We start from the raw sequence: 25,926 nt of genomic DNA, 5'->3' as shown, positions 1-25,926 counted from the left end.
CGGACCGGCGGGTGCCTGAGTCGTCCTCGACACGCACCGGGCCGTTGCTTGAGCCGAGCCCGAGGGCATCCCGCCCGGACGGGGCAATCAGGGGACGGCGGCGTCCACGTCCCCCAGCTCGGCACGGGCCCGGCGCACTGGGCTGCGGCGGGTGGCCAGCACGCAGCCGAGCACCACGACCGGCAGGCCGACCGCCAGGCCGAGGGTGAACGGCTCGTCCAGCAGCAGCACGCCGAGCAGCACCGCGACCGCCGGGTTGAGGAAGGTGATGACCAGCGCCCGCTGCGGGCCGACCTCGCGGATCAGGGCGAAGAACAGCGCGAGCGCGACGGCGGTGCACACGACGCCCAGGACGAGCACGGCCAGCAGCGCGTCGGCGGGGGCCCGCGCCGCCTCGTCGAGCCGGGGGACGGCGAACGGCGCGTAGACCGCCGCGGTGACGGTGAGCGCGACGGCGCTCGCGGCCACCCCCGGCACGTCGGGCAGCGACCGTTCGACGATGAGCGGCGCGGTCGCGTACCCGACGACGACCAGCCCGACCGCGAGCAGCGGCAGCGGCGCGATCCCCTCGACGTCCAGACCGAGCAGCACCGCGATGCCGGCCACGCCCAGGCCCATGCCGAGCAGGCGCACCCGGCCGAGCCGGTCCTCGCCTCCGGTCAGCCGGCCGACCAGCGCGGCGACGAACGGCACCCCGGCGACGAGCAGCCCGGTGAGCGAGCTGGACAGCGTCTGCTCCGCGTAGGCCAGCAGCAGCCACGGGCCGGTCATCTCCAGGACCGTGAAGGCCAGCAGCGGCCGCCAGCGGCGCAGCGCCGGGCCCAACTGGCCGCGGGCGACGGTCCACGGCAGCAGCAGCGCCGCCCCCAGCACGCACCGGCCGAAGACCACGACCACCGGCGGCAGCTCCTCGACGGCCACCTTGATCAGCAGGTACGGCACGCCCCAGACGAGCGACATCGCGAGGAACAGCGCCCACCCCCGTCGGCTCACCGTTGCCCCCGCGCCCCGCCGCACTCCCGCACCCCGCCATCCTGCCCGGGCGTTTCCCGGCCTCCGCACCGGGCACCGCCCGACGGTGAGCGCTGCCCCTCCCGTGCCCGGCCGGCGGCCGGCGGCCTCGGGGCTGCTGGTCGGCGCCGGTCTCATGGGCTCGGTCGACGAGATCGTCTTCCACCAGCTCCTGGCCTGGCACTCGTTCTACGACCGCGCCGGGGGCACGGCCGGCCTGGTCTCCGACGGCCTGCTGCACGCCGCGACGCTCTCGGCGGTGGTCGCCGGGCTGGCGCTGCTGGCCGACCTCCGCCGCCGCGGCGCGTTCGACGCCGTCCGCTGGTGGGCGTTCGTGCTGCTGGGTGCCGGCGCCTTCCAGCTCTGGGACGGCGTGGTCGACCACAAGCTGCTGCGGGTGCACCAGGTCCGCTACGGCGTCGACCTCACCGGCTACGACCTGGCCTGGAACGCCTCAGCCGTCGTGCTGCTCCTGGCCGGCGCAGCGCTGCTCGTCCGGGCCCGCCGCCGCGCCGTCCGGTGACCGCCGTGTGCGTCGCCGTCCTGCTGGGCGCCGGCGCACTCCACGTCGCGGCCGGCCGGCGGACCCCGTGGCCCCTCCTCCGGACGGTGTCCTGGCTGGCCGGCCTGGCCGCGGCCGGTGCCGGGTCCGTCCTCTCCGCCGCCCACGGCGACCTGCGCCTCCACATGGCCGGGCACCTGCTGCTGGGCATGGTGGCGCCGCTGCTGCTGGTGCTGGCCGCCCCGGTCACGCTGGCGCTGCGGGCGCTGCCGGTCGTGGCGGCCCGGCGGCTGAGCCGCGTGCTGCGGTCCCCGCCGCTGCGGTGGGCGACCGACCCGCTGGTCGCCGTCCCGGCCAACGCCGCCGGGCTGTGGGTGTTGTACGGCACCGGTCTGCACGCCGCCGTCGTCCACCGTCCGGCGCTGGCCGCGCTCGTGGCGCTGCACGTGCTGGTGAGCGGGTACCTCGCGACCGCGGCGGTGCTGGCCGTGGACCCGGCGCCGCACCGTCGCGGGGTCGGGGTGCGCGCCGGCGCCCTGGCCGCCGGCGCGGCCGCGCACGACGTCCTGGCGAAGTGGCTGTACGCCACTGCCCTGCCGGGGGTGCCGTTCGCCGCGGAGGGCGCCCGGCTGATGTGGGACGGCGGCACCGTCGTCACGCTGGTGGTCGCCGGGGTGCTGTGGCGGCGCTGGTACGTCAGCCGCGCCGCCGTCCGCGCCGCCGGACCGCCCACGGCCGCCGTCGCCGAGCCAGCATGAGGGCGTGGATGCCGCCGACCGCCTCGCCGCCCTCGCCGACGCCCTCGCCGGCGAGCCCGGCGTGACCCCGCCCGACACCAGCGGCCCCCGCCGGTTCGGCTCGCGGGCGCTCAAGGTCGACGGCGCGGCCTTCGCGATGGTGGTGCGCGGCGCGCTGGTGCTCACGCTGCCCGCGGACCGCGTCGCCGGGCTCCTGGCCGACGGGCGCGGCGGGCCGTTCGGCGGCCGGGGGCGGCCCTACCGCGAGTGGGTCGCGCTGGCCGACGGCGAGCCGGACACCGACCTGCCGCTGGCCCGCGAGGCCCTCGCGTTCACCCGCACCCGGCGGGGCGCCGTTCCCTGACCGTCGGGGCTCAGCGGGCGGTCCGGCCGGTGTAGCGGCGCGCGAAGTCGGCGAAGCGGTGCAGCGAGAGGCGGATCCCCGCCACCGCGGCCGGCTTGACCAGCGGCCAGCCCAGCTGCCCGAGCGGGCCGAAGGGCAGCCACAGCTGCTCGGTCCAGGTCAGGAGGGAACCCGCGCCCTGGGGGGCGACCTCGAAGGTGCCCGGCCCGCGCACGATCCGGCCGGTGTGCTGGACGACGGCGCGCCGCGGCGGGTCCCACTCGGTGATCACCATCGTGTCCAGGACGCCCAGGCGCCGTCCCCGCACGGGTAGGCCGGTGCGGGCCGCGAGCCGGCCCCCGACCGCGTGCGGGTCCCCGCCGGTGACCTCCACGTCGGTGAGCAGCATCCACTCCCCCTGGCGGGTCCAGTCGGTGAGCGCCGCCCACACCTGCTGCGGCGGCGCGTCGACGACCACCGTCTCCACCAGTTCACGCATCGGCGCGCGCTCCGTTCCCACCAGCGCCCGCGCCCGACGGCGGGGCGGCGTCCGTGCCGGGCGGGTGCCCGGACTGCTCCAGCCGGGCGCGCAGCGCCGCGGTCGCCGCGTCGCGCTCCTCGAGTGCCCGGGCCAACTGCTCGAGCAGCCAGTCGACCTCGGTCATCCGGTAGCCCCGGACGGTCACCGACATGCGCACCCCGCGGACGTCGTCCGCGGTGACCGGCCGGTCCTCGGGCAGCTCCAGCGGCGAGCGGTCGGGGTCGGCCGGGGGCTGGGTCTCCCCCCGGCCGAGCAGCACCGAGCCGCCGAGGAACAGCAGCCCGCCGACCACCGCGACGGTGAGGACGAAGACGACCGCCTCGAGCACCTCGACCTCAGTCCCTTCCCCCGGCTGTCGTCACGCGTCGCTCGGCGCGTCGTCGATGGGGAAGGCACGCATCCCGCCGCCGTTGTCGCCGGCCTGCCGTGCCTTCTCGGCCTCCTGGACGATCCGCACGACCTCGTCGACGTCGTCGGTGACGGTGAACAGGTCCAGGTCGCTGTCCTTGATGGTGGCCGCGGGCACCATCGTCGTCCGCAGCCAGTCGACCAGGCCCGACCAGTACTCCGACCCGAACAGCACGACCGGGAACCGGGTCACCTTGCGGGTCTGCACCAGGGTGAGCGCCTCGAAGAGCTCGTCGAGGGTGCCGAAGCCGCCGGGCAGGATGACGAAGGCCTGCGCGTACTTCACGAACATCGTCTTGCGGACGAAGAAGTAGCGGAACGCGATGCCGACGTCGACCCACTCGTTGAGCTCCTGCTCGAACGGCAGCTCGATGCCCAGGCCGACCGAGAGCCCGCCGGCCTCCGACGCGCCGCGGTTGGCCGCCTCCATCGCGCCCGGACCGCCGCCGGTGATGACCGCGTACCCGGCCTCGGCCAGCGCCGCGCCGATCGCCACGCCGGAGGCGTAGTGCGGCGAGTCCTGCGGGGTGCGGGCGCTGCCGAAGACGCTCACCGCGCGCGGCAGCTCGGCCAGCAGCCCGAAGCCCTCGACGAACTCGCTCTGGATGCGGAGGACGCGCCACGGGTCGGTGTGCACCCAGTCGGTGGGGCCGCGGCGGTCGAGCAGCCGCGCGTCGGTCGTCGTCCCCTGCAGGCGGGGGTCGGGCTCACCGCCGCGCAGCATCACCGGGCCGCGGTGGCGGGTGGGCCGCGGCTTGCGGCCGCCGGCGGGCTCGGGCGTGGTCGTCATGCAGAACTCCCGGAGAGATGGGCGACGAGCGCGTCCTCGGCCGGCTGCAGCCGGTCGACCAGGACGTGCTCCTCGCGGGTGTGGGCCAGCTGCGGGTCGCCGGGGCCGTAGTTGACGGCGGGGATGCCGAAGGCGGCGAAGCGGGCGACGTCGGTCCAGCCGAGCTTGGCCCGCGCCGGCCGGCCGACGGCGGCGACGAAGGCCGCAGCCGCCGGCTCGGACAGGCCCGGCAGTGCACCGCCGGCGTTGTCGACGACGGTCAGCGTCACGCCGGCGGCGAGCGCGTCGGCGAAGACCTCGCGGACGTGCGCCTCGGCGGCGTCCTCGTCCCGGTCGGGCGCGTAGCGGAAGTTGACCGTCACCGTGCAGGCGTCGGGGATGACGTTGCCGGCGACACCGCCCTCGATGCGGACGGCGTTGAGGCCCTCGCGGTAGACGCACCCGTCGATGTCGACCTCCCGCGCCCGGTAGGCCGCGAGGGTGGCGAGGATGCCGGCCGCGCCGTGGATCGCGTTGACGCCGAGCCAGCTGCGGGCGCTGTGCGCGCGCCGGCCGGGCACCTCCAGCACCGCCCGCAGGGTGCCCTGGCAGCCGGCCTCGATCTCGCCGTCGGTGGGCTCGAGCAGGATCGCCAGGTCGCCGTACAGCCAGCCGCGGCGCTCGCGCGCGACCCGGCCGAGGCCGTTCTTGGCCGCCTCGACCTCCTCGTTGTCGTAGAAGACGAACGTGAGGTCGTGCGCGGGCGCAGCACCCGGGACGCCGAAGCGACCGGCCAGCCGCAGCATCACCGCGTCGCCGGCCTTCATGTCGCTGGTGCCGCAGCCGTAGAGGCGGCCGTCCTCCAGCCGGCTGGGCACGTTGTCGGCGATCGGCACGGTGTCGAGGTGACCGGCGAGGACGATGCGGGTGGGTCGGTCGAGGTCGGTCCGGGCGAGGACGGCGTCGCCGACCCGCTCCACCTCGAGACCGCCCAGCGCCCGCAGCGCCGCCTCGACCGCGTCGGCCAGGGCACCCTCGCTGCCCGACACCGACGGGACGTCGACCAGTGCGCGGGTGAGCGTCAGCACGTCTGCGGCGGGGTCGAGCAGGGGCAGGTCGGTCACGACTCCCGAGCCTACGGGCGGTGTCGGAGGTGGGCTGACGCAGCGCGCCAGCGGCGCCGGCCCGTCGCCCACCGTTCACCTCCGCCGCGACGGAGCCGGGAAGCGACCGGGTACACCCCGGGGTGCTCGTGCTCTGCCCGCCCTGGTGGGCAGAGCACGAGCGTGCTGAAGGTCCCTTCTGCGTCCCGGACCACGCCGGGGGACTGCGACCAGCGCTGGGTAGCGTCGTCGCCGTGACCGACTCCGCCCCGCACTCCGCCGTTGCCGCCGGTCTGGCCACCGTGACCCCCGCGGGCACGGTGCTCGACACCTGGTACCCCGAGCCGCGACTCGGGGTACCAGCGGGCGCGCGCCCGGGCACCACCCGGCTGGGCGCGCTGGAGATCTCCGGGGAGCTCGGCCCGGACTACGGCGGCCTGGTGCGCCGCGACGAGTCCCGCGGTGTGGAGGTGATCGCCGTCCGCACGGTCATCCCCGACCTCGCGGCGGCGCCGGTCGACACCCACGACGTCTGGCTGCGGCTGCACCTGCTCTCGCACCGGCTGGTCAGCCCGCGCAGCATCAGCATGGACGGTGTCTTCGGCCTGCTGACCAACGTGGCCTGGACCAGCGCCGGCCCGGTCGAGGCGGCGACGTTCAACGTCCACCGGCTGCGCGCGGCGCTGGGCCACGTGACGGTGTTCGGCGTCGACAAGTTCCCGCGGATGGTCGACTACGTGATCCCCTCGGGCGTCCGCGTGGCCGACGGCGACCGGGTGCGGCTGGGCGCCCACCTCGCCGAGGGGACGACGGTCATGCACGAGGGCTTCGTCAACTACAACGCCGGCACCCTCGGGCCGTCGATGGTGGAGGGCCGGATCAGCGCCGGCGTCGTCGTCGGCCCGAACAGCGACATCGGCGGCGGCGCGTCGATCATGGGCACCCTCTCCGGCGGCGGGAAGCAGGTCGTCTCGATCGGCTCGGGCTGCCTGCTGGGCGCCAACGCGGGCATCGGCATCTCGCTGGGCGACAACTGCGTCGTCGAGGCCGGCTGCTACGTGACCGCCGGCTCGCGGGTGACCCTGCCCGACGGCTCGGTGGTCAAGGCCGCCGAGCTCTCCGGCCGCGACGGGCTGCTGTTCCGCCGCAACTCGGTCTCCGGTGCCCTGGAGGCGCTGCCCCGAACGGGCACCTGGGGCGAGCTCAACGCCCAGCTGCACGCCAACTGAAGGAGGACCACCCTTCTCCCCACGCCTCGGGGAAGGACCCTCTGCCCCCGCCCCTCGCAAGCTCGGCGCGGGTTCCTGCAGGGGGCCAGCGGGCCCCTGACGGGTGGCCGTTCCAGCACCTCACGCTCCTCGGGGCGGGGCGGGGCGGGGCGGGGACGGAGCCGGCCGGGCCCGGGCCGGGCGGCCCTCAGGCGTCCCCCGGCACGGCTGCCGGGACGTCGAGGTGCTCGAGCAGGGCGACGATGAACTCCTGCGGCCGCTCGACGTGCGGGGAGTGCCCGACACCGGGCAGCACGACCTCCTGACAGGTCCCGCCGCCGGCGGCGTAGCGGTCCAGGACGGCGCGGGTCTGGGCGACCATCGGCTGCGGCGGGCAGACGTCGGCGCCCGGCCAGCCCGGCACCGCGCCCAGCGCGCCCAGCTGCGCGAGGTCGAACAGCGACGCGTCGGAGACGATGGCGTCGGCGTCCCCGCGGATCCACAGGACCGGCGGCTTGACCGGCAGGTCGGTGATCCCGGAGACGTCGAACACCGTCGGCGCCATCGTGTTGAGCACCCCTCGCTCCCCCGGTGCCACACCCGGCCAGGTGGGAGAGGTGGCGGCCTCCCCCGGGTAGTGGTCCTCGCCGGTGCGGGTGGAGAGCATCGCGGTGACGAACACGTCCTCGAGCTGCGGGTCGATGGGCAGCGACCCGGGCGCCACGTAGAAGGCGCGCAGGATCGACCGCGGGCTGGTCGGGCGGTCGGCCGTGGTGTCGCCCGCGGCGAGCGCTGCCACGAAGTCCGGGTTGGCCGCGCCCGCCCCGGAGCCCGCGCCGTCCTCCGACAGCCGTCGTCCCTCCGGCCCGGCGGTCCCGCCGAAGCCGTACGGGGAGACCGGCGCGACCAGCGCCACCGATGCCACCCGCTCGGGCCGGTCGAGCAGGTACTGCAGCACCACGCCGGCACCCATGCTCCAGCCGACCAGGTGCACCCGGTCGAGGCCGAGGGCGTCGACGAGCGCGGCGACGTCGTCTGCCCAGTCCCGCACCCCGCGCCGCGCGTCGATCGGCAGCGGGTCGGTGTCGCCGTACCCCCGCAGGTCGACCGCGAGCGGCCGCGCCCGGCCGATCTCGGCCAGGGCGAGCACCGGCTGCTGCCAGAACAGCGCCGAGCTGACGTTGCCGTGCACGAAGAGCACGGGCTCCCCCGGCCCGGCCGGGTCGACCCCCTCGGGGTGCAGGACGTTCTGGGTCAGCCGGGCGGTGGGCACCCGGGTCGCGGTGGTGCCGGGCAGCAGGGCGTCGCTCATGCGGTCTCCTCGCAGGTGGCTGGCGGGACACCGTAGCGACGGACACCTCCCCGCGGCAGCACCTCGTTGCCAGGATCCGCCCCTACAGTCGCGGGCGATGAGCAGCACACGCAGCGCGACGGCACGGCGGACGACGTCCGCCCGCCGGCCGCCGGCGCGCCGCCCAGCCGCTCGGAGGCGACCTCCCGCCAAGCGCGGGAGCCGGGGGGCGCCGGCCGGGTCGTGGCGCTCCTGGCTGCCGCTGGGGCTGGTCGGGCTCGTGGTCCTGGGGGTGGTCGCGCTGGTGCGGGGCATCGAGGGACCGGACCCGGTGCAGCTCACCGGCTCCTGCACCGTGGCGGGCACCGGCCTCACGCTGACCGCCGAGCAGGCCGCCTCCGCCGCGACGATCGCCGCGGTCGGCCGCGCTCGCGGGCTGCCGGAGCGGGCGGTCGTCATCGCCCTGGCGACCGCGCAGCAGGAGTCGACGATGCGCAACCTCGACCACGGCGACCGGGACTCCCTCGGGCTGTTCCAGCAGCGCCCCTCGCAGGGCTGGGGCACCCCCGAGCAGGTGCGCGACCCGGTCTACTCGGCAGGGAAGTTCTACGACGGCCTGGTCCGGGTGCGGAACTGGGAGTCCCTGCGGCTGACCGATGCCGCCCAGCGCGTGCAGCGCAGCGGCTTCCCGGAGGCCTACCAGAAGCACGAGTCCCTGGCCCAGCAGCTCACCGCGGCGTTCGCCGCGCCCGAGCCGGGCCGGCTGACCTGCCGCTACCAGGCCCCCGTCCCCGGTGGGCGGCTCAGCGCGCGGGTCACCGCCGCCGCGGCGGTCGTGGAGGCGGAGCTGGGCGCGACGACCACCGAGCGCTTCGGCGCGGTGGAGGTCGCCCCGGCGGCCGGCTGGCCGGCGGTGACCTGGGCGGTCGCGCACGCCGAGCGGCTGGGGCTGCGGTCGGTCGCCTTCGCCGGGTCGGAGTGGACGCCGGCCGGCGGATGGGCACCCTCGGACGCCGGCCCCGACGCGGTGCGCCTGACGCTCGCCAGGTGACGGCATCCTCCTCGAGGCGAGGATGGGACCGTCGGTCGCATCGGCCCGGCACCGAGGAGGCGTGCGCACACGTGGACACCACACCGTTCACCACCCGGCCCGAGCTCGCCGGCACCTTCGGCATGGTTGCCTCGACCCACTGGCTGGCCACCGCCGCGGGCATGGCGACCCTGGAGGCCGGCGGCAACGCCTTCGACGCCGCGGTGGCCACGGGGTTCGTGCTGCAGGTCGTGGAACCGCACCTGAACGGGCCGGGTGGTGAGGTGCCGGTGCTCTTCGCCCGGGGCGACGGGAGGCACGGCGTGACTGCGCCCGTCGTCCTCTGTGGTCAGGGGGTCGCCCCGGCCGGCGCCACGATCGAGGCCTTCGACCACCTCGGGCTCGACCTCGTCCCGGGGACGGGACTGCTCGCGGCCACGGTCCCCGGCGCGGTGGGTGCCTGGCTCACGCTGCTGCGCGACCACGGCACCCTCCCGCTGGAGAGCGTGCTCCGCTTCGCCATCGAGTACGCCGAGACGGGCCACCCGGTCGTCCCACGGGTGTCCGCGACCGTCGCCTCGGTCTCCGCGCACTTCCGCTCCCACTGGCCCACATCGGCCGCCACCTGGCTCTCCGCCGACGGCGATCCCCCCGCTCCCGGCTCGCTGTTCCGCAACCCGGTCCTGGCCTCGACGTACCGCCGGTTGCTCGACGCGGCGCGCGGCCCCTCCCGTGAGGCGCAGCTCGACGCGGCACTGTCGGCCTGGTACAGCGGCTTCGTCGCCGAGGCAGTCGACCGCTTCTGCCGGGGTCCAGTGCGCGACGACTCCGGCCGGGACCATGCCGGGTTCCTGACCGGGCAGGACCTGGCCGGCTGGACGGCGACGTACGAGCCTCCGGTCACACTGGACTGGCGGGGCTGGACCTTGGCGAAGGCGGGGCCCTGGTCGCAGGGGCCGGCGCTGCTCGAGGCCCTGGCCGTGCTGGACGGCGTCCTGCCGGAGGGCCGCACACGCCGGGCACCGTCCGCAGCCCCCGACGCCGACCTGGTGCACGCCTGCGTCGAGGCCGTGAAGCTGGCCATGGCCGACCGGGAGGCCTGGTACGGGGACGTGGACACCGTGCCGACCGACGTCCTCCTCTCGGAGCCGTACGCCGTCGAACGGCGGGCCCTCCTGGGCACCCACGCGTCCACCGGTCTGCAACCCGGTTCCCCGGGCGGACGCCGTCCGCAGCTGCCCCGGCACGTCCTGGCCGCGCACGCGCGGGCGCACGCGGTCTCGACGGGCGCCGGCATCGGGGAGCCGACCGTGGCGCCCACCGGCACCACCCGCGGTGACACCTGCCACGTCGACGTCGTCGACCGGTGGGGCAACCTGGTGTCCGCGACGCCGTCCGGCGGCTGGCTGCAGAGTTCTCCGGTGGTCCCCGAGCTGGGCTTCGCCCTGGGCACGCGAGCGCAGATGTTCTGGCTCGAGGAGGGCCTGCCCAACTCGCTCGCCCCCGGCAAGCGCCCCCGGACGACCCTCACCCCGTCGCTGGCCTCGCGGGACGGCGTCCCCACGCTGGCCTTCGGCACCCCGGGTGGGGACCAGCAGGAGCAGTGGCAGCTGTGCTTCTGGCTGGCCCACACCCTGGCCGGGCTCGACCTGCAGGCCGCCATCGACGCACCGGCCTGGCACACCACCGGTTTCCCGTCGTCCTTCTACCCGCGGGAGACGACCGGCGAGGTGGTGGTCGAGTCGCGCATCGGAGACGACGTCATCACCGAGTTGCGGCGCCGGGGTCACACCGTCACGGTCAGCGACCCCTGGTCGCTGGGACGGCTCTCCGCGGTCAGCCGCGACCCCGTGACCGGGGTCCTCCGGGCAGCGGCCAACCCACGCGGCATGCAGGGATACGCCGCGGGGCGGTGACGCAGGGCCGCGAGGCGCCGACCGGAGCTCAGCCCGCCAGTCGCTCCACGGCCGCGGAGATCCGCTCGTCGGTGGCGGTCAGCGCCATGCGCACGTGCCGCCCGCCGGCCGGGCCGTAGAAGGAGCCCGGGGCGGCGACGACACCCAGGTCCGCCAGCCAGTCGATCGTCGTCCAGCAGTCCTCGTCGCGGGTGACCCACAGGTACAGCCCGGCCTCGGAGTGGTCGATGCGGGCGCCGGCGGCCCGGACGGCGGCGGCCAGGCGGGCGCGGCGGGCGCGGTAGCGCTCCCGCTGCTCGTCGACGTGCGCGTCGTCGGCCAGTGCGGCGGCCATGGCCGACTGCACCGGCGTGGGCACCAGCAGGCCGAGGTGGCGGCGCACCTCCCACACCTGGCGGACCAGCGCGGGGTCGCCGGAGAGCAGCCCGGCCCGGTAGCCCGCAGCGGTCGACTGCTTGGACAGCGAGTGCACGGCGAGCAGCCCGCCGTGGTCGGCACCGGCGACCTCCGGGTGCAGGATCGAGCGCGGCTCGACGTCCCAGCCGAGGGTGGCGTAGCACTCGTCGGCGACGACCGGGACGCCGTGGGCGCGCCCCCACGCCACCCAGGCGCGCAGCTCGTCGTCGGTGAGCACCCGGCCGTGCGGGTTGCCCGGGGAGTTCAGCCACACCAGGACCACACCGGCGGCGTCGTCCGGCGGGGTGTCGGTGCGCCGCACGCCGAGTCCGGCCAGCACCGCGCCGACCTCGTAGGTCGGGTAGGCGACCTCGGGGATCAGCACCGTGCCGGCGCCGCGCAGACCCAGCATGGTCGGCAGCAGCGCGACGAGTTCCTTGGAGCCGACGGTGGGGACCACCGACGGAGTGGCGTCCAGCGGGTCGGCCAGCCGCACGCCGAGCCGGCGCTGCAGCCAGCCGGCCGCCGCGGTGCGCAGCTCGGCGGTGCCCAGCGCCGTCGGGTAGCCCGGCGCGTTACCGGCGCCGGCCAGGGCGGTGGCGAGCAGCTCAGGGGTGTCGTCGACCGGCGTCCCGATGGAGAGGTCGACGACACCGCCGGGGTGCCGGGCCGCCTTGGCCCGGGCTCCGGCGAGCGAGTCCCAGGGGAAGTCGGGCAGCCGGCCGGCCGCCGTCCCCGTGACCGTGCTCGTCAGTGACCTTCACCCTGCGGCGGGAGGGCGGCCACCAGCGGGTGGTCCTTGCCGATCTTGCCGGTCTTGGCGGCGCCGCCGGGGCTGCCCAGGTCGGAGAAGAACTCCACGTTGGCGTTGTAGAAGTCCTTCCACTTGTCCGGGACGTCGTCCTCGTAGTAGATGGCCTCGACCGGGCACACCGGCTCGCAGGCGCCGCAGTCGACGCACTCGTCGGGGTGGATGTAGAGCATCCGGTCGCCCTCGTAGATGCAGTCCACCGGGCACTCGTCGATGCACGCCTTGTCGAGGACGTCGACGCAGGCCTGGGTGATGACGTAGGTCACGGTGGTTCCCTCCCGGGGACGTGCGGGGTTGCTCCGCCGGCGCGACGGCCGGTCGTTCTCCCCCTGAGTATGGCCCGTGGCGCTCTCGTGAAACGGAACGGGTGGCTCGGCGGACCTCCGCCGGGTGCGACCCCGCCGGGATGGCGCCCCCGCCGACGACGCAGGATCGGACCGTGGGACAGAGCCGGTCACCCCTGGACGTCGCAGGCCTCGAGCTGCTGGCCGCACGGGGCTGGCGCGGCACGGAGCAGGACTCCCTCGGCGACTGGCTGCTGCGGGCCGGCGGCGGCTTCACCGGCCGGGCCAACTCCGCCCTCGTCGTCGGCGACCCCGGCCTGCCGTTGCCGGAGGCGGCGGACGCCGTGGCCCGCTGGTACGCCGACCGCGGTCTGCGGCCGTGCGCCCAGCTGCCCGGCCGGCAGTCCCGTGCCGCCGACACGGCCTTCGCCGCGGCCGGCTGGCAGCGCGACGAGGACGTGCTGGTGCTGACCGGGCCGCTGACGCCCACCGCGGCCGACGGCGTCCCGGTCGGCCTCTCCCCCGAGCCGGACGACGCGTGGCTGGCCGGCTACCGGCACCGCGGCCGCCCGCTGCCGCCGACCGCCCGCGCGGTGCTCACCAACGCCGAGGACGTCGTCTTCGCCTCCGTGCGCCTCGAGCCACCACCGGCCCCGCTGGCCGCCGTCGCCCGCGGGGTGGTCACCGAGGACTGGCTCGGGGTCGCCGCGGTCACCGTCGAGGAGCGCTACCGCCGGCAGGGGCTGGCCACCGCGGTGATGGCCGGGCTGCAGCGCTGGGCCGCCCGGCGCGGTGCGCGCTGGGTGTACCTGCAGGTGGCGGCGTCCAACGCGCCGGCACGCGTGCTCTACCGGCGGGCGGGCCTCATCGAGCACCACCGCTACCACTACCGGTACGCGCCGGACTGACGCCGCCCCGGGGCGCGGCGAGCACCTTCCCGACGGCGAAGGCGGCGGCCACGACCCCGGCCAGCAGGAAGGCCAGGGACAGGAACCCGAGGACGCCGCCGCCGGTCAGGAGCAGGTCACCCTCCGGCCGGCGCAGGCTCGCGCCCACGGCGACGACCAGCCACACCACGGCGGGCAGCGCCGCGGCGAGCCGTGAGCCGGTCAACCGCGCCGCCAGGGCGACCAGCAGCAGGTTGCCGACGACGGCGGCCACCACCGACACCGGGACGGGGACGCCGGACACCCGCAGCGGCAACCAGAAGACCTCGACCAGCGCGAGCCAGACGGCGAGGACGACGACCAGCAGCCCGGCCGCGACCCGGGAGACCGCCCTCATCCGGGCAGGCCGGCGAAGAGGTCGTCCTCCCAGCCGTCGGCGGTTCCGCGCTCCCCCCGCACCAGCCGGTAGTACTCGGTGCCGAGGACCTCCTGGCCCAGGTTGTTCGACAGCGCGAAGAAGGGGCCGTCGACGGTGATCTGGGTGGCGTGCGCGCGCATCGCGGCGTCCTTGCGCCGGGCGTGCGCCCGCCCGTCGACCGCCGCGGCGACGAGCTCGTCGGGGACGGCGAAGGGCAGGTCGTCGACGTCGTCCAGCGACGCGAAGGGCGACTCCTCCCCCAGCGCCGCCAGCGCCTCGATGCCCTGCCGCAGGACCGAGCGCGGCACGCAGCACCAGTAGACCTTCGCGACCTCCCAGGCCCCGCCGAGGTCCGGGCGGTAGGCGGGGTCGGCGGCGGCGTCCACGGCGCGCATGGCGACCCGGTGGGCCTGGATGTGGTCGGGGTGGCCGTAGCCGCCGTTCTCGTCGTAGGTGACCACCACCTGCGGCCGGACCTCCCGGACGACGGCGACGGCGTGCGCCACCGCCTCGTCGAGGTCGGCGTTCCAGAACGCGCGGGGCTCGTCGTTGGCCGGCGTCCCCATCATCCCGGAGTCCCGGTAGCGGCCCGGGCCGCCGAGGAAGCGCCAGTCGGCGACGCCCAGGGCCTCCATCGCCGCCCGCAGCTCGCCGATCCGGTAGCCGCCCAGCTGGTCGGCGTGCTCGGCGGCCAGCAGCTCCAGCTCGGGGACGAGCACCTCCCCCTCCTCACCCAGGGTGCAGGTGAGCAGGGTGACCTGGGCCCCCTCGGCGACGTAGCGGGCCATGGTGGCGCCGTTGTTGATCGTCTCGTCGTCGGGGTGGGCGTGCACCAGGAGCAGGCGGCGGGAGGGGGTCACGCGCTCCATCCTGCAACGCCGACGACGGAGGACGACGAGGCAGTCACGCGCGCCCCCTCCGTGCGTTGATCACGGGGTTGTCGCAGCCGACACGGCGGGACACGCAGCGGTCACCGGCAACAACCCCATGATCAACCACGGCACGTCCGTCGTCGTCGGGGGGACTGCCGCGTCACCTCACTCCACGTCCACGGGGACCACCGTGCGGGCCTCGGCGAAGTGGCAGGCCGAGGCGTGGCCCTGACCGCGGTCGACCAGCGCGGGCGCCTCCTGGGCGCAGATGTCCTGGGCCTTCCAGCAGCGGGTGCGGAACCGGCAGCCCGACGGCGGGTCGGCCGGGCTGGGGACGTCGCCCTGGAGCAGGATCCGGTCCTTCTGCCCGCGCAGGTGCGGCTCGTGCAGCGGCACCGACGACAGCAGCGCCTGCGTGTACGGGTGCGACGGCGAGCCGTAGACCTGCGCGTCGGTGCCCTCCTCCACGATGCTGCCGAGGTACATGACCGCGACCCGGTCGGAGATGTGCCGGACGACGGACAGGTCGTGCGCGATGAACAGGTACGACAGGCCGAACTCGTCCTGCACGTCCTCGAGCAGGTTCACCACCTGCGCCTGCACCGAGACGTCGAGGGCCGACACCGGCTCGTCGCAGACGATGACCTCGGGCCGCAGCGCCAGTGCCCGGGCGATGCCGATGCGCTGCCGCTGACCGCCGGAGAACTGGTGCGGGTAGCGGTTGACGTAGTCGGGGTTGAGCCCGACCCGGTCGAGCAGCTCCTGGGTCCGCTGCAGCCGGCCCTTCTTCGGCGCGATGTCGGCGTGCACGGCCCAGCCCTCGGAGACGATGTCGCCGACGGTCATCCGCGGGTTCAGCGACGCGTACGGGTCCTGGAAGATGATCTGGACCTCGCGCCGGTAGGCCTTGAGGGCGCGGCCGCTCATCCGGGCGACGTCGCGGCCCTTGTAGAGGATCTGCCCGTCGGTGGGCCGCTCCAGGGCCACCAGCAGCTTGGACACCGTCGACTTGCCGCAGCCGGACTCGCCGACCAGGCCCACGGTCTCGCCGCGGCGCATGGTCAGGTCGACGCCGTCCACGGCTCGGACGTGGCCGACGGTGCGCTTGAAGACGATCCCCTGGGTCAGCGGGAAGTGCTTCTTCAGGCCGCGGATCTCCAGCAGCGCCTCGCCGGGGGGTGACGCGGTGCGGGACGCGGCGGTCGCGCCGGTCGTGGACTCGGACACCGCCGATCGGTCCGTCCCCCGCAAGCGGGAGGTGCCCCCATCCACGCCCCGGTCCGCTCCTCGCTCGTTCCTCGCCGCGATGCTCCCGGAGCTGTCGTCAGACACCGAGGACCTCCTCGCTGTAGTGGCAGGCCGCCTCGCGGCCCGGGGCGACCAGGCGCAGCGGCGGCACGTCGGTGGCGCACTCGCGGCCGGGCGCCGCGGCGTCCCCGAGCCGCCGGCGTGAGCACCGCGGGTGGAAGGGGCAGCCGCTGGGGATCGCCGCCAGGTTCGGCGGCTGGCCGACGATCGGCAGGAGCCGGCCGCCCTTGGCCTCCACCTGCGGCACCGAGCTCATCAGGCCGTCGGTGTACGGGTGCGCCGGGTTGCCGAAGACGTCGTCCACGGTGCCGCGCTCGACGATCCGCCCGGCGTACATGACCGCCACGTTGTCGGCGACCTCGTTCACCACCCCCAGGTCGTGGGTGATCAGGATCAGGCCCATCCCGGTGTCGCGCTGCAGTTCCTTGAGCAGGTCCATGACCTGCGCCTGCACCGTGACGTCGAGGGCGGTGGTGGGCTCGTCGGCGATGAGGACCCGCGGGTCGAGCGCGATCGCCATCGCGATCATCACCCGCTGGCGCATGCCACCGGAGAACTGATGCGGGTAGTCGTCCACGCGGGACGCGGCCGCGGGGATGCGCACCCGGTCCATCAGCTCGATGGCGTGCTTCTTGGCGTCCCGCTTCGACATCCCGCGGTGCGCGCGGAACATCTCACCGATCTGGAAGCCCACGCTGTAGACGGGGTTCAGCGAGGAGAGCGCGTCCTGGAAGATCATCGAGATCCCCGGGCCGCGCACCTTCCGCTGCTCCTCCGGCGACTGGGCGAACAGGTCGCGGCCCTCGAAGTAGATGCCCCCGCCGGTGATGACCGCGGGCGGGGTGTCAAGAATGCCCATGATCGCCTGTGCGGAGACCGACTTGCCCGAGCCGGACTCGCCGAGGATGGCAAGGGTCTCCCCCTCGGCCAGGCTGTAGCTGATGCCGTTCACGGCGTTCACCACGCCGGAGCGGGTGCGGAACTCCACGTGCAGGTCGTCGACCTCGAGCACCGGCGTGCCGGTGCCCGGCAGGACGGAGGTGGACGGTTCGGGTCGGGTCATGCGCGCTGCCTCGGGTCGAGGGCGTCGCGCAGGGCGTCACCCATCATCACGAACGCCATCACGGTCAGGGTCAGGACGAGGCTCGGGAACAGCACCAGGTGCGGGGCCGTGCGGAGCAGGTTCTGCCCCGCGTCGATCTGCAGCCCCCAGGAGATGGACGGCCGCTGGAGCCCGACGCCGAGGTAGGTCAGCGTCGCCTCCGCCGCGATCAGCACGCCGATGGTGATGGTCGTGTACACCAGCACCGGAGCGACGGCGTTGGGCAGGATGTGCCGCACCAGGATGCGGCTGTTGGAGGCGCCCATGGCACGGGCCGCGGCCACGTAGTCCGAGCTCTTCACCGCGATCACCTGCGAGCGGACCAGCCGCATCGCCGTCATCCAGCCGAAGGCCGCCAGGGCGATCGCCACCGCGACCACCCCGCGGCCCAGGGTCCCGCTACGGAGGACGACCAGCGCGCCCAGGATCAACGGCAGCGCGTAGAAGATGTCGGTGACCCGGCTGAGCACGCTGTCGATCACGCCGCCGAAGAACCCGGATACCGCGCCGACCACGACCCCGAGCACGAGGATCACCAGCACGGCGAGCAGGCCGATGATCAGCGAGTTGCGCGCTCCGTGGACCACTTGCGCCAAGTAGTCGCAACCCTGCTGGTCGAAGCCGAACCAGTGCTCCGCCGATGGCGTCTGGTTGCTGTTGGACAGCGAGCACGCGCGCGGGTCTGCGCCCCGGGCGAAGAACTGCGGGAACAGCGACATGAGGACGAACAGCACGCCCAGCACCGTGCCGATCCAGAACAACGGGTTGCGCTTGAGCTCGCGCCAGGCGTCGCTCCACAGGCTGTTCTGCCGGGACTCGGTGACATCGACCGACGGGCTGGCCAGGCCGGTCGTCGTACCGGCCCCGACCTCGTCGTGGCGCAGGGCGGCCTGCTGCTGATCAGTCATAGCGGATCCTCGGGTCGAGGACGGCGTACAGCACGTCGACCACCAGGTTGAAGAAGATGAAGAACATGACGAGCAGCGTCACGATGCCGACGACCACCGCACCCTCCTGGGAGCGGACGGCGTCGAAGACGGCCCGTCCGATGCCGGGCAGGTTGAAGACCGACTCGGTGACGATCGCACCGCCCATCAGCGTGCCGATGTCGGCGCCGATGAAGGTGACCACCGGGATCAGGCTGTTGCGCAGGGTGTGCCGGACGACCACCGTGCGGTTGGGCAACCCCTTGGCCCGGGCCGTCCGGACGTAGTCGGCGCGCATGTTCTCCGCGACGCTGGTCCGGGTCAGCCGGGCGACGTAGGCCAACGAGCTCGCCGCCAGCACGAGCCCGGGCAGCAGGAAGCTGTACCACCCGTCGCCGACGCCGGAGACCGGGAACCACCCCAACTGGAGCCCGAACACGAACTGGGCGACGAAGGCCAGCACCAGGATCGGGATGGACACGACGAGCGTGCTCGAGACGAGCACCAGGTTGTCCAGGAAGCCGTTGCGGCGGATGCCGGCCAGGACGCCGGCGACGATGCCGATGACCGCCTCGAAGGCGATCGCGACGACGGTCAGCTGCACGGTGACCGGCAGGCGCTGCTGGATGGTGTCGAGCACATCCCGGCCACGGAAGTCGGTGCCGAAGTCCCCCTGGAGCAGGTCCCCGACGTACTTCGCGTACTGGACGAGCAGCGGATCGTCGAGGTTGTACTCGTCTCGGAGCTGGGCGACGACCGCGGGCGCCAGCGGGCGGTCCCCGCCGAGGGCCCGGATCGGGTCGCCCGGCAGCGCGTACACCATCGCGAAGATGAGGAACGACGCGCCGATCAGGACCGGGATGGTGAGCAGCAGGCGGCGCGCGACGTAGCGGCCCATGTCCCCCCTCGGGTGTGTGCGCCCCGCGCTCAGCTGGGCGGGACGCCGATCTCATCGTGCCCCGGTACGGAGCACGCGTACCGCCGGGGGCAACCGTCCGCTGCGGACGGCGCCCCCGGCGGGTGGTGGGTGCGGTGGTGCTACTCGGTCAGCCGACGACCTGGACGGCTGCCGTGTCGATCCGGTTGAAGGCGTCGACGACCACGTTGTCGACGTTCTCCGAGTGGGCGCTCTGGTTGACCCGGTAGAACAGCGGGGTGGCCGGCATGTCGCGGAGCAGGAGGTCCTCCGCGGCCTGGTAGGCCTGGATCGCCGCCTCGTTGGTGTCGGCCGAGTTGCCCTGCTGCAGCAGCGCGTCGAACTCGGGGTTGCTGTAGAAGGTCACGTTCGACCCGCCGGGCGGCAGCGCGGTGCTGGAGTACAGCGGGCCGAGGAAGTTCTCGGCGACCGGGTAGTCCATGATCCAGCCGGACCGGAACGGGCCGGTCATGCCCTGCTCGTCCTGCAGCGGCAGGTACTCGGCGAAGTCGAGGTTGCCCTGGAGCGTGTAGTCGACGCCGAGGCCCTCCCGGATCTGGTTGCCGACGGCCTCCATCCAGATCTCGTGGCCGGCGCCGGCGTTGAACCACAGGTCGACCGGCTGGCTGCGGTCGAAGCCCGCCTCGTCCAGGAGCCGGTTGGCCTCCTCGACGTTCAGCTCGCAGACGTCACAGGCGCCCTCGCGGTAGCCGTCGACCACCGGGTTGATGAAGGACGTCGCCGGGATGCGGGTGCCCTGGAAGATCGCCTCGGTGATCGACTCGCGGTCGATCGCCATCGAAAAGGCACGCCGCACGTTCGGGTCGGCGAAGCGCTCGTCGTAGGTCGGGAAGCCCAGCGAGGTGATGTCCCCCTGCTCGACCTGCAGGAGGCGGTCGCCCAGCTCGGCCTCGGCGGAAGCGAGGGCGTCCGGCGGGAGCTCGTCCATGATGTCGAGGTTCCCGGCCTGCAGGTCCCGGTACGCGGTCGCCTGCTCGGCGTAGACCACGTACTGCACAGACGCGGCGTTGGCCGGCTTGTCGCCGCCGTACTCGTCGTAGCGGGTCAGCGTGACGCCGGTACCGGGGACGAAGGGCTCATCGGCACGGAACGGGCCGTTGCCGATCGGCTGCTCGCCGAAGGCCGCCGAGTCCTCGAAGAAGGCCGGGGGCAGCGGGTAGAAGGCGCTGTAACCGACCGTGGTGGGCCACTGGGCGTACGGGGCGGACAGGGTGACCTCGAAGGTCAGGTCGTCGACCACCCGCAGACCGCTCATCGCCGTGGCGGCCGGGTCACCGGTCACGTTGCCGGCGTCGTCGGTCGGGGCCTGCAGCTGGTCGTAGCCGGCGATGTTGGCGAAGAAGTACGAGCTGTTGGCCGCATTGGGGCTGTAGGCGGTCCAGTTCCAGGCGTCGACGAACGACTGGGCGCGCACCGGGCTGCCGTCGTGGAAGGTCCAGCCGTCCTTGAGCTTGACGGTCCAGGTGGTCTGGTCCGCGGACTCGATCGAGTCGGCGACCCCGGTGTAGACGGCCTCGTTGGTCTCCGAGTCGTACTGGACGAGTCCGGTGAAGAGGGAGTAGAGGACCTGGGCACCCTCGGTCTCGGTGGTCTGGCCGGGGATGAGCGGGTTCTCGGGCTCGGCGATGTAGACGGTGAAACTGCCGCCGTCCGCGGCGGCAGCCCCCGATCCGCCGTCCTCGTCGCCGCCACCGCCACAGGCGGACAGCACCATCGCGCCGGTCAGACCGGTCGCGATGAGCGCAGCAGAGCGCTTGCTCAACCTCACGTGCAATGCCTCCCTCGTCCCGCGCTGCGGGGGGAACGGACCGGTTCGCCGGCAGCCAGCGTCCACGGACGGGCGGCCGGGGTCGTGCGGACAGGTACCGGGTCAACCCGGTACGAGCGGGGACCCTAGGCGCGCTCTGCGAAGGGCGTCCACGACCGACACCGACTTGTGACCTCGGCTCAGGATCTCACAGGGTGGAATCACGGTTGCGCGCGCGGGGTGTTTCGCCGCCGTCCAGGATCTACGGCCGGAGCTGCTCTCCGCCGGACTTCTTCCACCGGCGACACCGCCTGCGTGTCAGGTCCGCCATCCCGGGTATCCAGGTCGGACCGACGAGAGGAGTCGACATGAGTGGCATCGACAAGATGAAGAACAAGGCCGAGGAGCTCTCGGGCAAGGGCAAGGAGTCCGTCGGCGAGACGACCGGCGACCGCGACCTGCAGGCCGAGGGCAAGGCCGACCAGGCCTCGGGCAACCTCAAGCAGGCCGGCGAGAAGGTCAAGGACGTCTTCAAGTAGACCTGCCGGTACAGCACCGACCCGACGGACGCCGTCCCCTGAGGGGATGGCGTCCGTCGCTGTCTTCGCGGCCGGTCCCCTCGAGCGCGAAGGCGCGGCGTCAGCGGCGGCCGAGCAGCGCGCGGACGGCGGGCAGCAGCGGCCGGTCCGCCGGGATCCAGTCCAGCGACTCCAGCTCGTCCGCGGTCAGCCAGCGCAGCTCGCTGTGCTCGTGCGCGGTGACCTCGCTCCCGGTCTCGACGCGGGCCGACCACACCCGCAGCGTGGAGGCGCCGGGCAGCCCGCCGGCGACGACGCCGTCCAGCACCACCTCCCCGAGGAACGCCTGCGGGACGACGGCCACGCCGAGCTCCTCACCGATCTCCCGGACCAGCGCGGCGAGCTCCTCCTCCTCCGGCTCGACCTTGCCGCCGGGGAACTCCCAGCAGCCGTCGTAGGGCCCGCTCGATCGCTGGGCGACGAGCACCCGGTCGCCGTCCACCAGCGCGGCGCCGACCACCTGGACGACGTCGAGGGCCCGCCGGGCGGCAGCGGCGGCGTAGCCGTCGAGGTGGACCGTCATCGCGCGGCGCACGCGCCGGCGCAGCAGCGGGTCCACCACCCGTCCGAGCGGTCCCGGCAGCGCGGTCGCCCAGTCCACCTGCTCCTCGACGAGGGTGCCGGCGCCGGTGGCGGTGAAGCGGCGGGAGTGGGTCAGCCGGCGCCAGCCGCGGCCGGGCCCCACGGCGTAGACGTCGTGGAACGGCCGGACCGACACGACCTCCTCCAGCGGCACCGGCCAGGGCCGGCCGAGGGCGCGGGCGACGTCGAAGGCCACGGTCAGCGGCGCCTCCACCAGGGTGGTGAAACGCAGCCGGGACACGCTGCCACCCTGGCAGACAGGGCGGGACGGCCCACATGATGGGCACCGTGCGCATCACCGCCCGGGTCGACTACGCCGTCCGAGCCGCCGTGGAGCTGGCCGCGGCGGCCCCCGGAGCGCTGACCTGCGACCGCATCGCCGCGGCGCAGGGCATCCCGTCCCGCTTCCTCCAGTCGATCCTCAGCGACCTGCAGCACGCCCGCCTGGTCACCAGCCAGCGCGGCCGGGAGGGCGGCTACCGGCTGGCCCTGCCGCCTGCGGAGGTCTCCATCGCCCGGGTCATGCGGGTGGAGCAGGGCTTCCTCGCCGAGGTGCACGGCCAGCGCCCCGAGGACGTCGAGTACTCGGGCACCGCCGTTCCGCTGGCCTCGGTGTGGGTGGCCGCCCGCGAGGCCTACCGCCGGGTGCTCGAGCAGGTCACCCTCGCCGACGTCGTCGCGGGCGAGCTGCCGGCGCCGGTCGCCGAGCTGGCGGCCCTCGAGGAGGCCTGGCGGTCCTTCAGCGACGAGGCCGTCGCGGACCGGGGCCGGTAGCCGCCGTCGCGACTAACTGGGCGAGACTGGCGGCATGTCAGCTGCACCGCGCCCGGGCGTCACCGTGTTCCTCACCGGCCTCTCCGGGGCGGGCAAGTCCACGATCGCCGACGCGCTGGTCGCCGACCTGGAGGCCGCGGGTCGGCCGGTGACGGTCCTGGACGGCGACGTCGTGCGGACCCACCTGTCCAGCGAGCTCTCCTTCTCCCGGGAGGACCGCGACCTCAACATCCGCCGGATCGGCTTCGTCGCCGGGGAGGTCGTGAAGCACGGCGGCACGGTCGTCGTCGCCGCGATCGCGCCGTACGAGGCCGCCCGCGAGGAGGCCCGCGCGCTGGTCGAGCAGCACGGCCGGTTCGTGCTGGTCCACCTGTCCACCCCGCTGGAGGTGTGCGAGGGCCGCGACGTCAAGGGCCTGTACGCCCGGGCCCGGGCCGGGGAGATCACCGGGTTCACCGGCATCGACGACCCCTACGAGCCGCCGGCGCGCGCCGAGGTCGTCCTCGACACCTCGGTCACCCCGCTGAACGAGTCCGTCGCGCGCATCCGCGCCGCCATGGCGGGAGGACCTGCTGCCCCCGACTCCCCGCACGCTCGGGATGGGCACCTGCAGGGGGCCGGCCCCTCCGTCGGCTGACTCACGCGCCGCCGATCTCCCCGATGTGGGACCATGGAGCCGTGACCGGTCGCGCCCTGCTCCTCGTTGCGCGCCGTCACATCGACCTCGCGCTGGTCAGCAGCGCGGTCTGTCGCCCCGCGCGCTGACCTCGGTCCCCCGCAGCACCCGCTGCGCCTCCCGATCTGGCAGCGCCCACCCCGTCCGGTCACGGCGCCGCGGCGGGCGGCGCAGAAGGAAGTGCCACCGTGACGACCCCCCGCACCAGCAACAGGCCCCAGCGTGGCCAGGGCCAGTGGGCGCTGGGCTACCGGGAGCCGCTCAACCCCAACGAGCGGATGAAGAAGGACGCCGACGGCCTCACGGTGCGTCAGCGGGTCCTCGACATCTACGCGCACACCGGCTTCGGGGGCATCGACCCGGGCGACCTGCGCGGTCGCATGCGCTGGATGGGGCTCTACACCCAGCGGGCGCAGGGCATCCCCGGCGGGAAGACCGCCGTGCTGGAGCCCGAGGAGCTCGAGGACTCCTACTTCATGATGCGGGTGCGGACCGACGGCGGGGCGCTGACCAGCGCCCAGCTGCGGACCATCGGCGGCATCAGCACCGAGTTCGGCCGCGACGTCGCCGACGTCACCGACAGGCAGAACATCCAGTACCACTGGATCCGCATCGAGGACGTCCCCGAGATTTGGCGCCGGCTCGAGGCGGTCGGCCTCACCACGACCGAGGCCTGCGGCGACACCCCCCGCGGCATGCTCAACTGCCCGCTGGCCGGCGTCCTGGAGGACGAGGTCCTCGACGCCTCCGACGTCATGGCGCAGACGGTGGCCAGGTACGTCGGCAGCCCCGAGTTCAGCAACCTGCCGCGCAAGTGGAAGACGTCGATGTCCGGCTGCGTCGACCACTGCACCGAGCCGGAGATCGACGACATCTCCTTCGTCGGGGTGCGCAACGCCGACGGCGAGGCCGGTTACGACCTGTGGGTCGGCGGCGGCCTGTCGACCAACCCGATGTTCGCCAAGCGGCTCGGCGTCTTCGTGCGGCCCGACCAGGTGACCGACGTCTGGGCGGCCTGCACCTCGATCTTCCGGGACTACGGCTACCGCCGGCAGCGCAACCGCGCCCGCATCAAGTTCCTCGTGGCCGACTGGGGCCCGGAGAAGTTCCGCCAGGTGCTGGAGGACGAGTACCTGCACGACAAGCTCCCCGACGGCCCCGCCGCCGCTCCGCCGAAGCACGAGCAGCGCGACCACGTCGGCGTCGCCCGGCAGAAGGACGGCACCAACGCCGTCGGCTTCGCGCTGCGCACCGGCCGGATCACCGGCAGCCTGCTCACCCGGATCGCCGACCTCGCCGACGAGTACGGGCAGGGGCGCACCCGGACGACGACCCAGCAGAAGATGGTCGTCCTCGACGTCCCCGACGAGCGGGTCGAGGACCTCGTCGCGGCGCTGGCCGAGCACGACCTGCTGGTGCGCCCGAGCGCGTTCCGGCGCGGCACGATGGCCTGCACCGGGCTGGAGTTCTGCAAGCTCGCGATCGTCGAGACCAAGCAGCACGCCCAGGACCTCTACGCCGAGCTGGAGAAGCGGCTGCCGGACTTCGACGAGCCGATCGGCATCAACGTCAACGGCTGCCCGAACAGCTGCGCCCGGTTCCAGACCGCCGACATCGGCTTCAAGGGCTCGATGGTGCGCGACGACAGCGGCGAGATGGTCGAGGGCTTCCAGGTGCACCTGGGCGGCCACCTCGGCACCGAGGCCGCCTTCGGCCGCAAGTTCCGCGGCCACAAGGTGACCAAGGCCGAGAGCGCCGACTACTGCGAGCGGGTGCTGCGCGGCTACCTCGAGCGCCGGGAGCCCGGCGAGCGGTTCGCCGCCTACGTGGCGCGGGCCGAGGAGGCGTGGCTGCTCTGACGGAGGAGGAGTCCGCAGGTGGGGGAAGAGCACGGCAGCTGCCCGTGTTCTTCTGCCCGTACTGCGGGGACGAGGAGCTGACCCCGCACGGGGACGGGAGCGAGTGGCACTGCGCCGCTTGCCTGCGGACCTTCACCGTCCGGCTCACCGGGACAGGAGTGCAGCACCCATGACGACCGCCGTCCGGCCGACACCGGAGCTCGCCACGCCAGAACTGGCGGCAGCGGCCGACGCCCGCTTCGAGGGCATCGCCGACCCCGTCGAGCAGGCGCTCGCGGTCCTGCGCTGGGCCGGGGAGACCTTCGGCGACGACTTCGCGGTCACCTCGTCCATGGCCGACGGGCTGCTCTCGCACCTGGCGTCGCGGGCGGTCCCCGGCGTCAACGTGGTCTTCCTCGACACCGGCTACCACTTCGCCGAGACCATCGGCACCCGCGACTGGGTGAGCGGGGTCATGCCGATCACGCTGGTCAACGTGCTGCCCGAGAAGACGGTCGCCGAGCAGGACGCCGAGCACGGCGCGGAGCTGCACGACCGCGACCCCGACCTGTGCTGCTCGCTGCGCAAGGTGCAGCCGCTGGCGAAGGCCCTCGCCGGGTACTCGGCGTGGGGCTCGGGAGTGCGCCGCGACGAGTCGCCGACGCGCGCGGGCACCAAGGTCGTCGACTGGGACGCCAAGCGCGGCATGGTGAAGGTCAACCCGCTGGCCGCGTGGACGCAGGAGCACGTCGACGCCTACATCGCCGAGCACCGGGTGCCGGTCAACCCGCTGCAGGAGATCGGCTACGCCTCGATCGGCTGCGCACCGTGCACCCGCCCGGTGGCCCCCGGCGAGGACCCGCGCGCCGGCCGCTGGGCCGGCCGCGGCAAGACGGAGTGCGGCCTGCACCTGTGAGGTCCGCGGCGGCAG

Annotated in this window: 29 protein-coding genes; 13 read left to right on the top strand and 16 right to left on the bottom strand. The window is 74.2% G+C overall.

The window, feature by feature from the left end:
• Positions 1-87: 87 nt before the first annotated feature.
• Complete coding sequence (locus GOBS_RS05470) at positions 88-993, bottom strand: DMT family transporter (RefSeq protein ID WP_012947300.1); 906 nt, start codon at positions 991-993, stop codon at positions 88-90.
• Positions 994-1,078: 85 nt separating this feature from the next.
• Between GOBS_RS05470 and GOBS_RS05465 the strand changes: the two genes are divergently transcribed.
• The 3 genes from GOBS_RS05465 to GOBS_RS05455 are packed head-to-tail and all read left to right on the top strand — an operon-like array spanning position 1,079 to position 2,614.
• Entirely contained in the window at positions 1,079-1,534 is a 456-nt protein-coding gene (locus GOBS_RS05465) for a DUF2243 domain-containing protein (protein ID WP_081448808.1), read from the top strand.
• A 5-nt stretch (positions 1,535-1,539) separates the two neighbouring features.
• Entirely contained in the window at positions 1,540-2,271 is a 732-nt protein-coding gene (locus tag GOBS_RS05460; RefSeq protein WP_166487298.1) for a cytochrome c oxidase assembly protein, read from the top strand.
• 4 nt (positions 2,272-2,275) lie between these two features.
• Positions 2,276-2,614, top strand: a complete 339-nt coding sequence (locus GOBS_RS05455; protein ID WP_012947297.1) for a hypothetical protein — start codon at positions 2,276-2,278, stop codon at positions 2,612-2,614.
• A 10-nt stretch (positions 2,615-2,624) separates the two neighbouring features.
• Here GOBS_RS05455 and GOBS_RS05450 read toward each other — a convergent pair whose 3' ends face one another.
• Genes GOBS_RS05450 through dapE form a run of 4 tightly spaced genes read right to left on the bottom strand, consistent with a single transcriptional unit; the run spans position 2,625 to position 5,435 of the window.
• The gene (locus GOBS_RS05450; protein WP_012947296.1) at positions 2,625-3,092 is read right to left on the bottom strand and encodes an SRPBCC family protein; all 468 of its coding nucleotides are present in this window, start codon (positions 3,090-3,092) and stop codon (positions 2,625-2,627) included.
• Complete coding sequence (locus GOBS_RS05445; RefSeq protein ID WP_012947295.1) at positions 3,085-3,462, bottom strand: DivIVA domain-containing protein; 378 nt, start codon at positions 3,460-3,462, stop codon at positions 3,085-3,087. Before GOBS_RS05445 ends, GOBS_RS05450 begins: the two co-directional genes overlap by 8 nt.
• 30 nt (positions 3,463-3,492) lie before the next feature.
• Positions 3,493-4,332, bottom strand: a complete 840-nt coding sequence (locus tag GOBS_RS05440) for an LOG family protein (RefSeq protein ID WP_012947294.1) — start codon at positions 4,330-4,332, stop codon at positions 3,493-3,495.
• Complete coding sequence (gene dapE, locus GOBS_RS05435; protein WP_049788151.1) at positions 4,329-5,435, bottom strand: succinyl-diaminopimelate desuccinylase; 1,107 nt, start codon at positions 5,433-5,435, stop codon at positions 4,329-4,331. Before dapE ends, GOBS_RS05440 begins: the two co-directional genes overlap by 4 nt.
• 233 nt (positions 5,436-5,668) lie before the next feature.
• On the opposite strand from dapE, the gene dapD reads away from it, so the two are divergent.
• Positions 5,669-6,643, top strand: a complete 975-nt coding sequence (gene dapD, locus GOBS_RS05430) for a 2,3,4,5-tetrahydropyridine-2,6-dicarboxylate N-succinyltransferase (protein ID WP_012947292.1) — start codon at positions 5,669-5,671, stop codon at positions 6,641-6,643.
• 187 nt (positions 6,644-6,830) lie between these two features.
• Here the strand turns inward: dapD and GOBS_RS05425 are convergent, their stop codons facing one another.
• Positions 6,831-7,934 (bottom strand): alpha/beta fold hydrolase, encoded by a 1,104-nt coding sequence (locus GOBS_RS05425; RefSeq protein WP_012947291.1) that lies wholly within the window; start codon positions 7,932-7,934, stop codon positions 6,831-6,833.
• 97 nt (positions 7,935-8,031) lie between these two features.
• Between GOBS_RS05425 and GOBS_RS29205 the strand changes: the two genes are divergently transcribed.
• Entirely contained in the window at positions 8,032-8,964 is a 933-nt protein-coding gene (locus tag GOBS_RS29205; RefSeq protein WP_208104387.1) for a hypothetical protein, read from the top strand.
• Between the two features lie 71 nt (positions 8,965-9,035).
• Positions 9,036-10,859 (top strand): gamma-glutamyltransferase family protein, encoded by a 1,824-nt coding sequence (locus tag GOBS_RS05415; protein ID WP_012947289.1) that lies wholly within the window; start codon positions 9,036-9,038, stop codon positions 10,857-10,859.
• 28 nt (positions 10,860-10,887) lie between these two features.
• On the opposite strand, the gene dapC is transcribed toward GOBS_RS05415, so the two are convergent.
• Positions 10,888-11,973 (bottom strand): succinyldiaminopimelate transaminase, encoded by a 1,086-nt coding sequence (dapC, locus tag GOBS_RS05410; RefSeq protein ID WP_166487575.1) that lies wholly within the window; start codon positions 11,971-11,973, stop codon positions 10,888-10,890.
• A 32-nt stretch (positions 11,974-12,005) separates the two neighbouring features.
• Positions 12,006-12,332: a ferredoxin gene (fdxA, locus tag GOBS_RS05405; RefSeq protein WP_012947287.1), complete on the bottom strand. Its 327-nt coding sequence runs from the start codon at positions 12,330-12,332 to the stop codon at positions 12,006-12,008.
• A 173-nt stretch (positions 12,333-12,505) separates the two neighbouring features.
• Here fdxA and GOBS_RS05400 point away from each other — a divergent pair, with 173 nt between their 5' ends.
• On the top strand, positions 12,506-13,258 hold the full coding sequence (locus GOBS_RS05400; RefSeq protein ID WP_166487297.1) for a GNAT family N-acetyltransferase: 753 nt from the start codon (positions 12,506-12,508) through the stop codon (positions 13,256-13,258).
• On the opposite strand, the gene GOBS_RS05395 is transcribed toward GOBS_RS05400, so the two are convergent.
• The 7 genes from GOBS_RS05395 to GOBS_RS05365 all read right to left on the bottom strand — a co-directional run bounded on the left by GOBS_RS05395 (position 13,215) and on the right by GOBS_RS05365 (position 20,568).
• Positions 13,215-13,634 carry a hypothetical protein gene (locus GOBS_RS05395; protein ID WP_012947285.1) on the bottom strand — a complete coding sequence of 140 codons (420 nt, stop codon included), beginning with the start codon at positions 13,632-13,634 and terminating at the stop codon, positions 13,215-13,217. The two genes, GOBS_RS05400 and GOBS_RS05395, sit on opposite strands and share 44 nt — an antisense overlap.
• A complete protein-coding gene (gene mshB, locus GOBS_RS05390) occupies positions 13,631-14,524 on the bottom strand; it encodes an N-acetyl-1-D-myo-inositol-2-amino-2-deoxy-alpha-D-glucopyranoside deacetylase (RefSeq protein ID WP_041241346.1) in 894 nt (297 codons plus the stop codon). The genes GOBS_RS05395 and mshB overlap by 4 nt, the downstream gene beginning before the upstream one ends.
• 168 nt (positions 14,525-14,692) lie before the next feature.
• On the bottom strand, positions 14,693-15,754 hold the full coding sequence (locus tag GOBS_RS05385; RefSeq protein WP_049788150.1) for an ABC transporter ATP-binding protein: 1,062 nt from the start codon (positions 15,752-15,754) through the stop codon (positions 14,693-14,695).
• A 97-nt stretch (positions 15,755-15,851) separates the two neighbouring features.
• Positions 15,852-16,898, bottom strand: a complete 1,047-nt coding sequence (locus GOBS_RS05380) for an ABC transporter ATP-binding protein (protein ID WP_012947282.1) — start codon at positions 16,896-16,898, stop codon at positions 15,852-15,854.
• The gene (locus tag GOBS_RS05375) at positions 16,895-17,845 is read right to left on the bottom strand and encodes an ABC transporter permease (protein WP_012947281.1); all 951 of its coding nucleotides are present in this window, start codon (positions 17,843-17,845) and stop codon (positions 16,895-16,897) included. The genes GOBS_RS05380 and GOBS_RS05375 overlap by 4 nt, the downstream gene beginning before the upstream one ends.
• Complete coding sequence (locus GOBS_RS05370) at positions 17,838-18,761, bottom strand: ABC transporter permease (protein ID WP_012947280.1); 924 nt, start codon at positions 18,759-18,761, stop codon at positions 17,838-17,840. The genes GOBS_RS05375 and GOBS_RS05370 overlap by 8 nt, the downstream gene beginning before the upstream one ends.
• 148 nt (positions 18,762-18,909) lie before the next feature.
• On the bottom strand, positions 18,910-20,568 hold the full coding sequence (locus GOBS_RS05365) for a peptide ABC transporter substrate-binding protein (RefSeq protein WP_012947279.1): 1,659 nt from the start codon (positions 20,566-20,568) through the stop codon (positions 18,910-18,912).
• Between the two features lie 347 nt (positions 20,569-20,915).
• On the opposite strand from GOBS_RS05365, the gene GOBS_RS05360 reads away from it, so the two are divergent.
• Positions 20,916-21,086 (top strand): CsbD family protein, encoded by a 171-nt coding sequence (locus GOBS_RS05360; RefSeq protein WP_012947278.1) that lies wholly within the window; start codon positions 20,916-20,918, stop codon positions 21,084-21,086.
• A 100-nt stretch (positions 21,087-21,186) separates the two neighbouring features.
• Here the strand turns inward: GOBS_RS05360 and GOBS_RS28010 are convergent, their stop codons facing one another.
• A complete protein-coding gene (locus tag GOBS_RS28010; protein WP_208104386.1) occupies positions 21,187-21,948 on the bottom strand; it encodes an NUDIX domain-containing protein in 762 nt (253 codons plus the stop codon).
• 38 nt (positions 21,949-21,986) lie between these two features.
• Here GOBS_RS28010 and GOBS_RS05350 point away from each other — a divergent pair, with 38 nt between their 5' ends.
• The 5 genes from GOBS_RS05350 to GOBS_RS05330 all read left to right on the top strand — a co-directional run bounded on the left by GOBS_RS05350 (position 21,987) and on the right by GOBS_RS05330 (position 25,911).
• Positions 21,987-22,481 (top strand): RrF2 family transcriptional regulator, encoded by a 495-nt coding sequence (locus GOBS_RS05350; RefSeq protein WP_424954952.1) that lies wholly within the window; start codon positions 21,987-21,989, stop codon positions 22,479-22,481.
• A 34-nt stretch (positions 22,482-22,515) separates the two neighbouring features.
• A complete protein-coding gene (gene cysC / locus GOBS_RS05345) occupies positions 22,516-23,118 on the top strand; it encodes an adenylyl-sulfate kinase (protein ID WP_012947275.1) in 603 nt (200 codons plus the stop codon).
• Between the two features lie 227 nt (positions 23,119-23,345).
• Positions 23,346-25,016 (top strand): nitrite/sulfite reductase, encoded by a 1,671-nt coding sequence (locus tag GOBS_RS05340; RefSeq protein ID WP_012947274.1) that lies wholly within the window; start codon positions 23,346-23,348, stop codon positions 25,014-25,016.
• On the top strand, positions 25,004-25,189 hold the full coding sequence (locus GOBS_RS26775; protein WP_012947273.1) for a hypothetical protein: 186 nt from the start codon (positions 25,004-25,006) through the stop codon (positions 25,187-25,189). The genes GOBS_RS05340 and GOBS_RS26775 overlap by 13 nt, the downstream gene beginning before the upstream one ends.
• On the top strand, positions 25,186-25,911 hold the full coding sequence (locus GOBS_RS05330; protein WP_012947272.1) for a phosphoadenylyl-sulfate reductase: 726 nt from the start codon (positions 25,186-25,188) through the stop codon (positions 25,909-25,911). The genes GOBS_RS26775 and GOBS_RS05330 overlap by 4 nt, the downstream gene beginning before the upstream one ends.
• Positions 25,912-25,926: the final 15 nt, after the last annotated feature.

The organism is Geodermatophilus obscurus DSM 43160, assembly GCF_000025345.1.
Lineage (GTDB): Bacteria > Actinomycetota > Actinomycetes > Mycobacteriales > Geodermatophilaceae > Geodermatophilus > Geodermatophilus obscurus.
This window is presented reverse-complemented; position numbering and strand designations above follow the sequence as displayed.

Bases quoted from the DNA above. Each gene is read 5' to 3' on its own strand.
- GOBS_RS05450 (WP_012947296.1), bottom strand. From the start codon at position 3,092: ATGCGTGAACTGGTGGAGACGGTGGTCGTCGACGCGCCGCCGCAGCAG.
- GOBS_RS05440 (WP_012947294.1), bottom strand. From the start codon at position 4,332: ATGACGACCACGCCCGAGCCCGCCGGCGGCCGCAAGCCGCGGCCCACC.
- GOBS_RS05425 (WP_012947291.1), bottom strand. From the start codon at position 7,934: ATGAGCGACGCCCTGCTGCCCGGCACCACCGCGACCCGGGTGCCCACC.
- GOBS_RS29205 (WP_208104387.1), top strand. From the start codon at position 8,032: ATGAGCAGCACACGCAGCGCGACGGCACGGCGGACGACGTCCGCCCGC.
- GOBS_RS05395 (WP_012947285.1), bottom strand. From the start codon at position 13,634: ATGAGGGCGGTCTCCCGGGTCGCGGCCGGGCTGCTGGTCGTCGTCCTC.
- mshB (WP_041241346.1), bottom strand. From the start codon at position 14,524: ATGGAGCGCGTGACCCCCTCCCGCCGCCTGCTCCTGGTGCACGCCCAC.
- GOBS_RS05380 (WP_012947282.1), bottom strand. From the start codon at position 16,898: ATGACCCGACCCGAACCGTCCACCTCCGTCCTGCCGGGCACCGGCACG.
- GOBS_RS05375 (WP_012947281.1), bottom strand. From the start codon at position 17,845: ATGACTGATCAGCAGCAGGCCGCCCTGCGCCACGACGAGGTCGGGGCC.
- GOBS_RS05370 (WP_012947280.1), bottom strand. From the start codon at position 18,761: ATGGGCCGCTACGTCGCGCGCCGCCTGCTGCTCACCATCCCGGTCCTG.
- GOBS_RS05360 (WP_012947278.1), top strand. From the start codon at position 20,916: ATGAGTGGCATCGACAAGATGAAGAACAAGGCCGAGGAGCTCTCGGGC.
- GOBS_RS05350 (WP_424954952.1), top strand. From the start codon at position 21,987: ATGGGCACCGTGCGCATCACCGCCCGGGTCGACTACGCCGTCCGAGCC.
- cysC (WP_012947275.1), top strand. From the start codon at position 22,516: ATGTCAGCTGCACCGCGCCCGGGCGTCACCGTGTTCCTCACCGGCCTC.
- GOBS_RS05330 (WP_012947272.1), top strand. From the start codon at position 25,186: ATGACGACCGCCGTCCGGCCGACACCGGAGCTCGCCACGCCAGAACTG.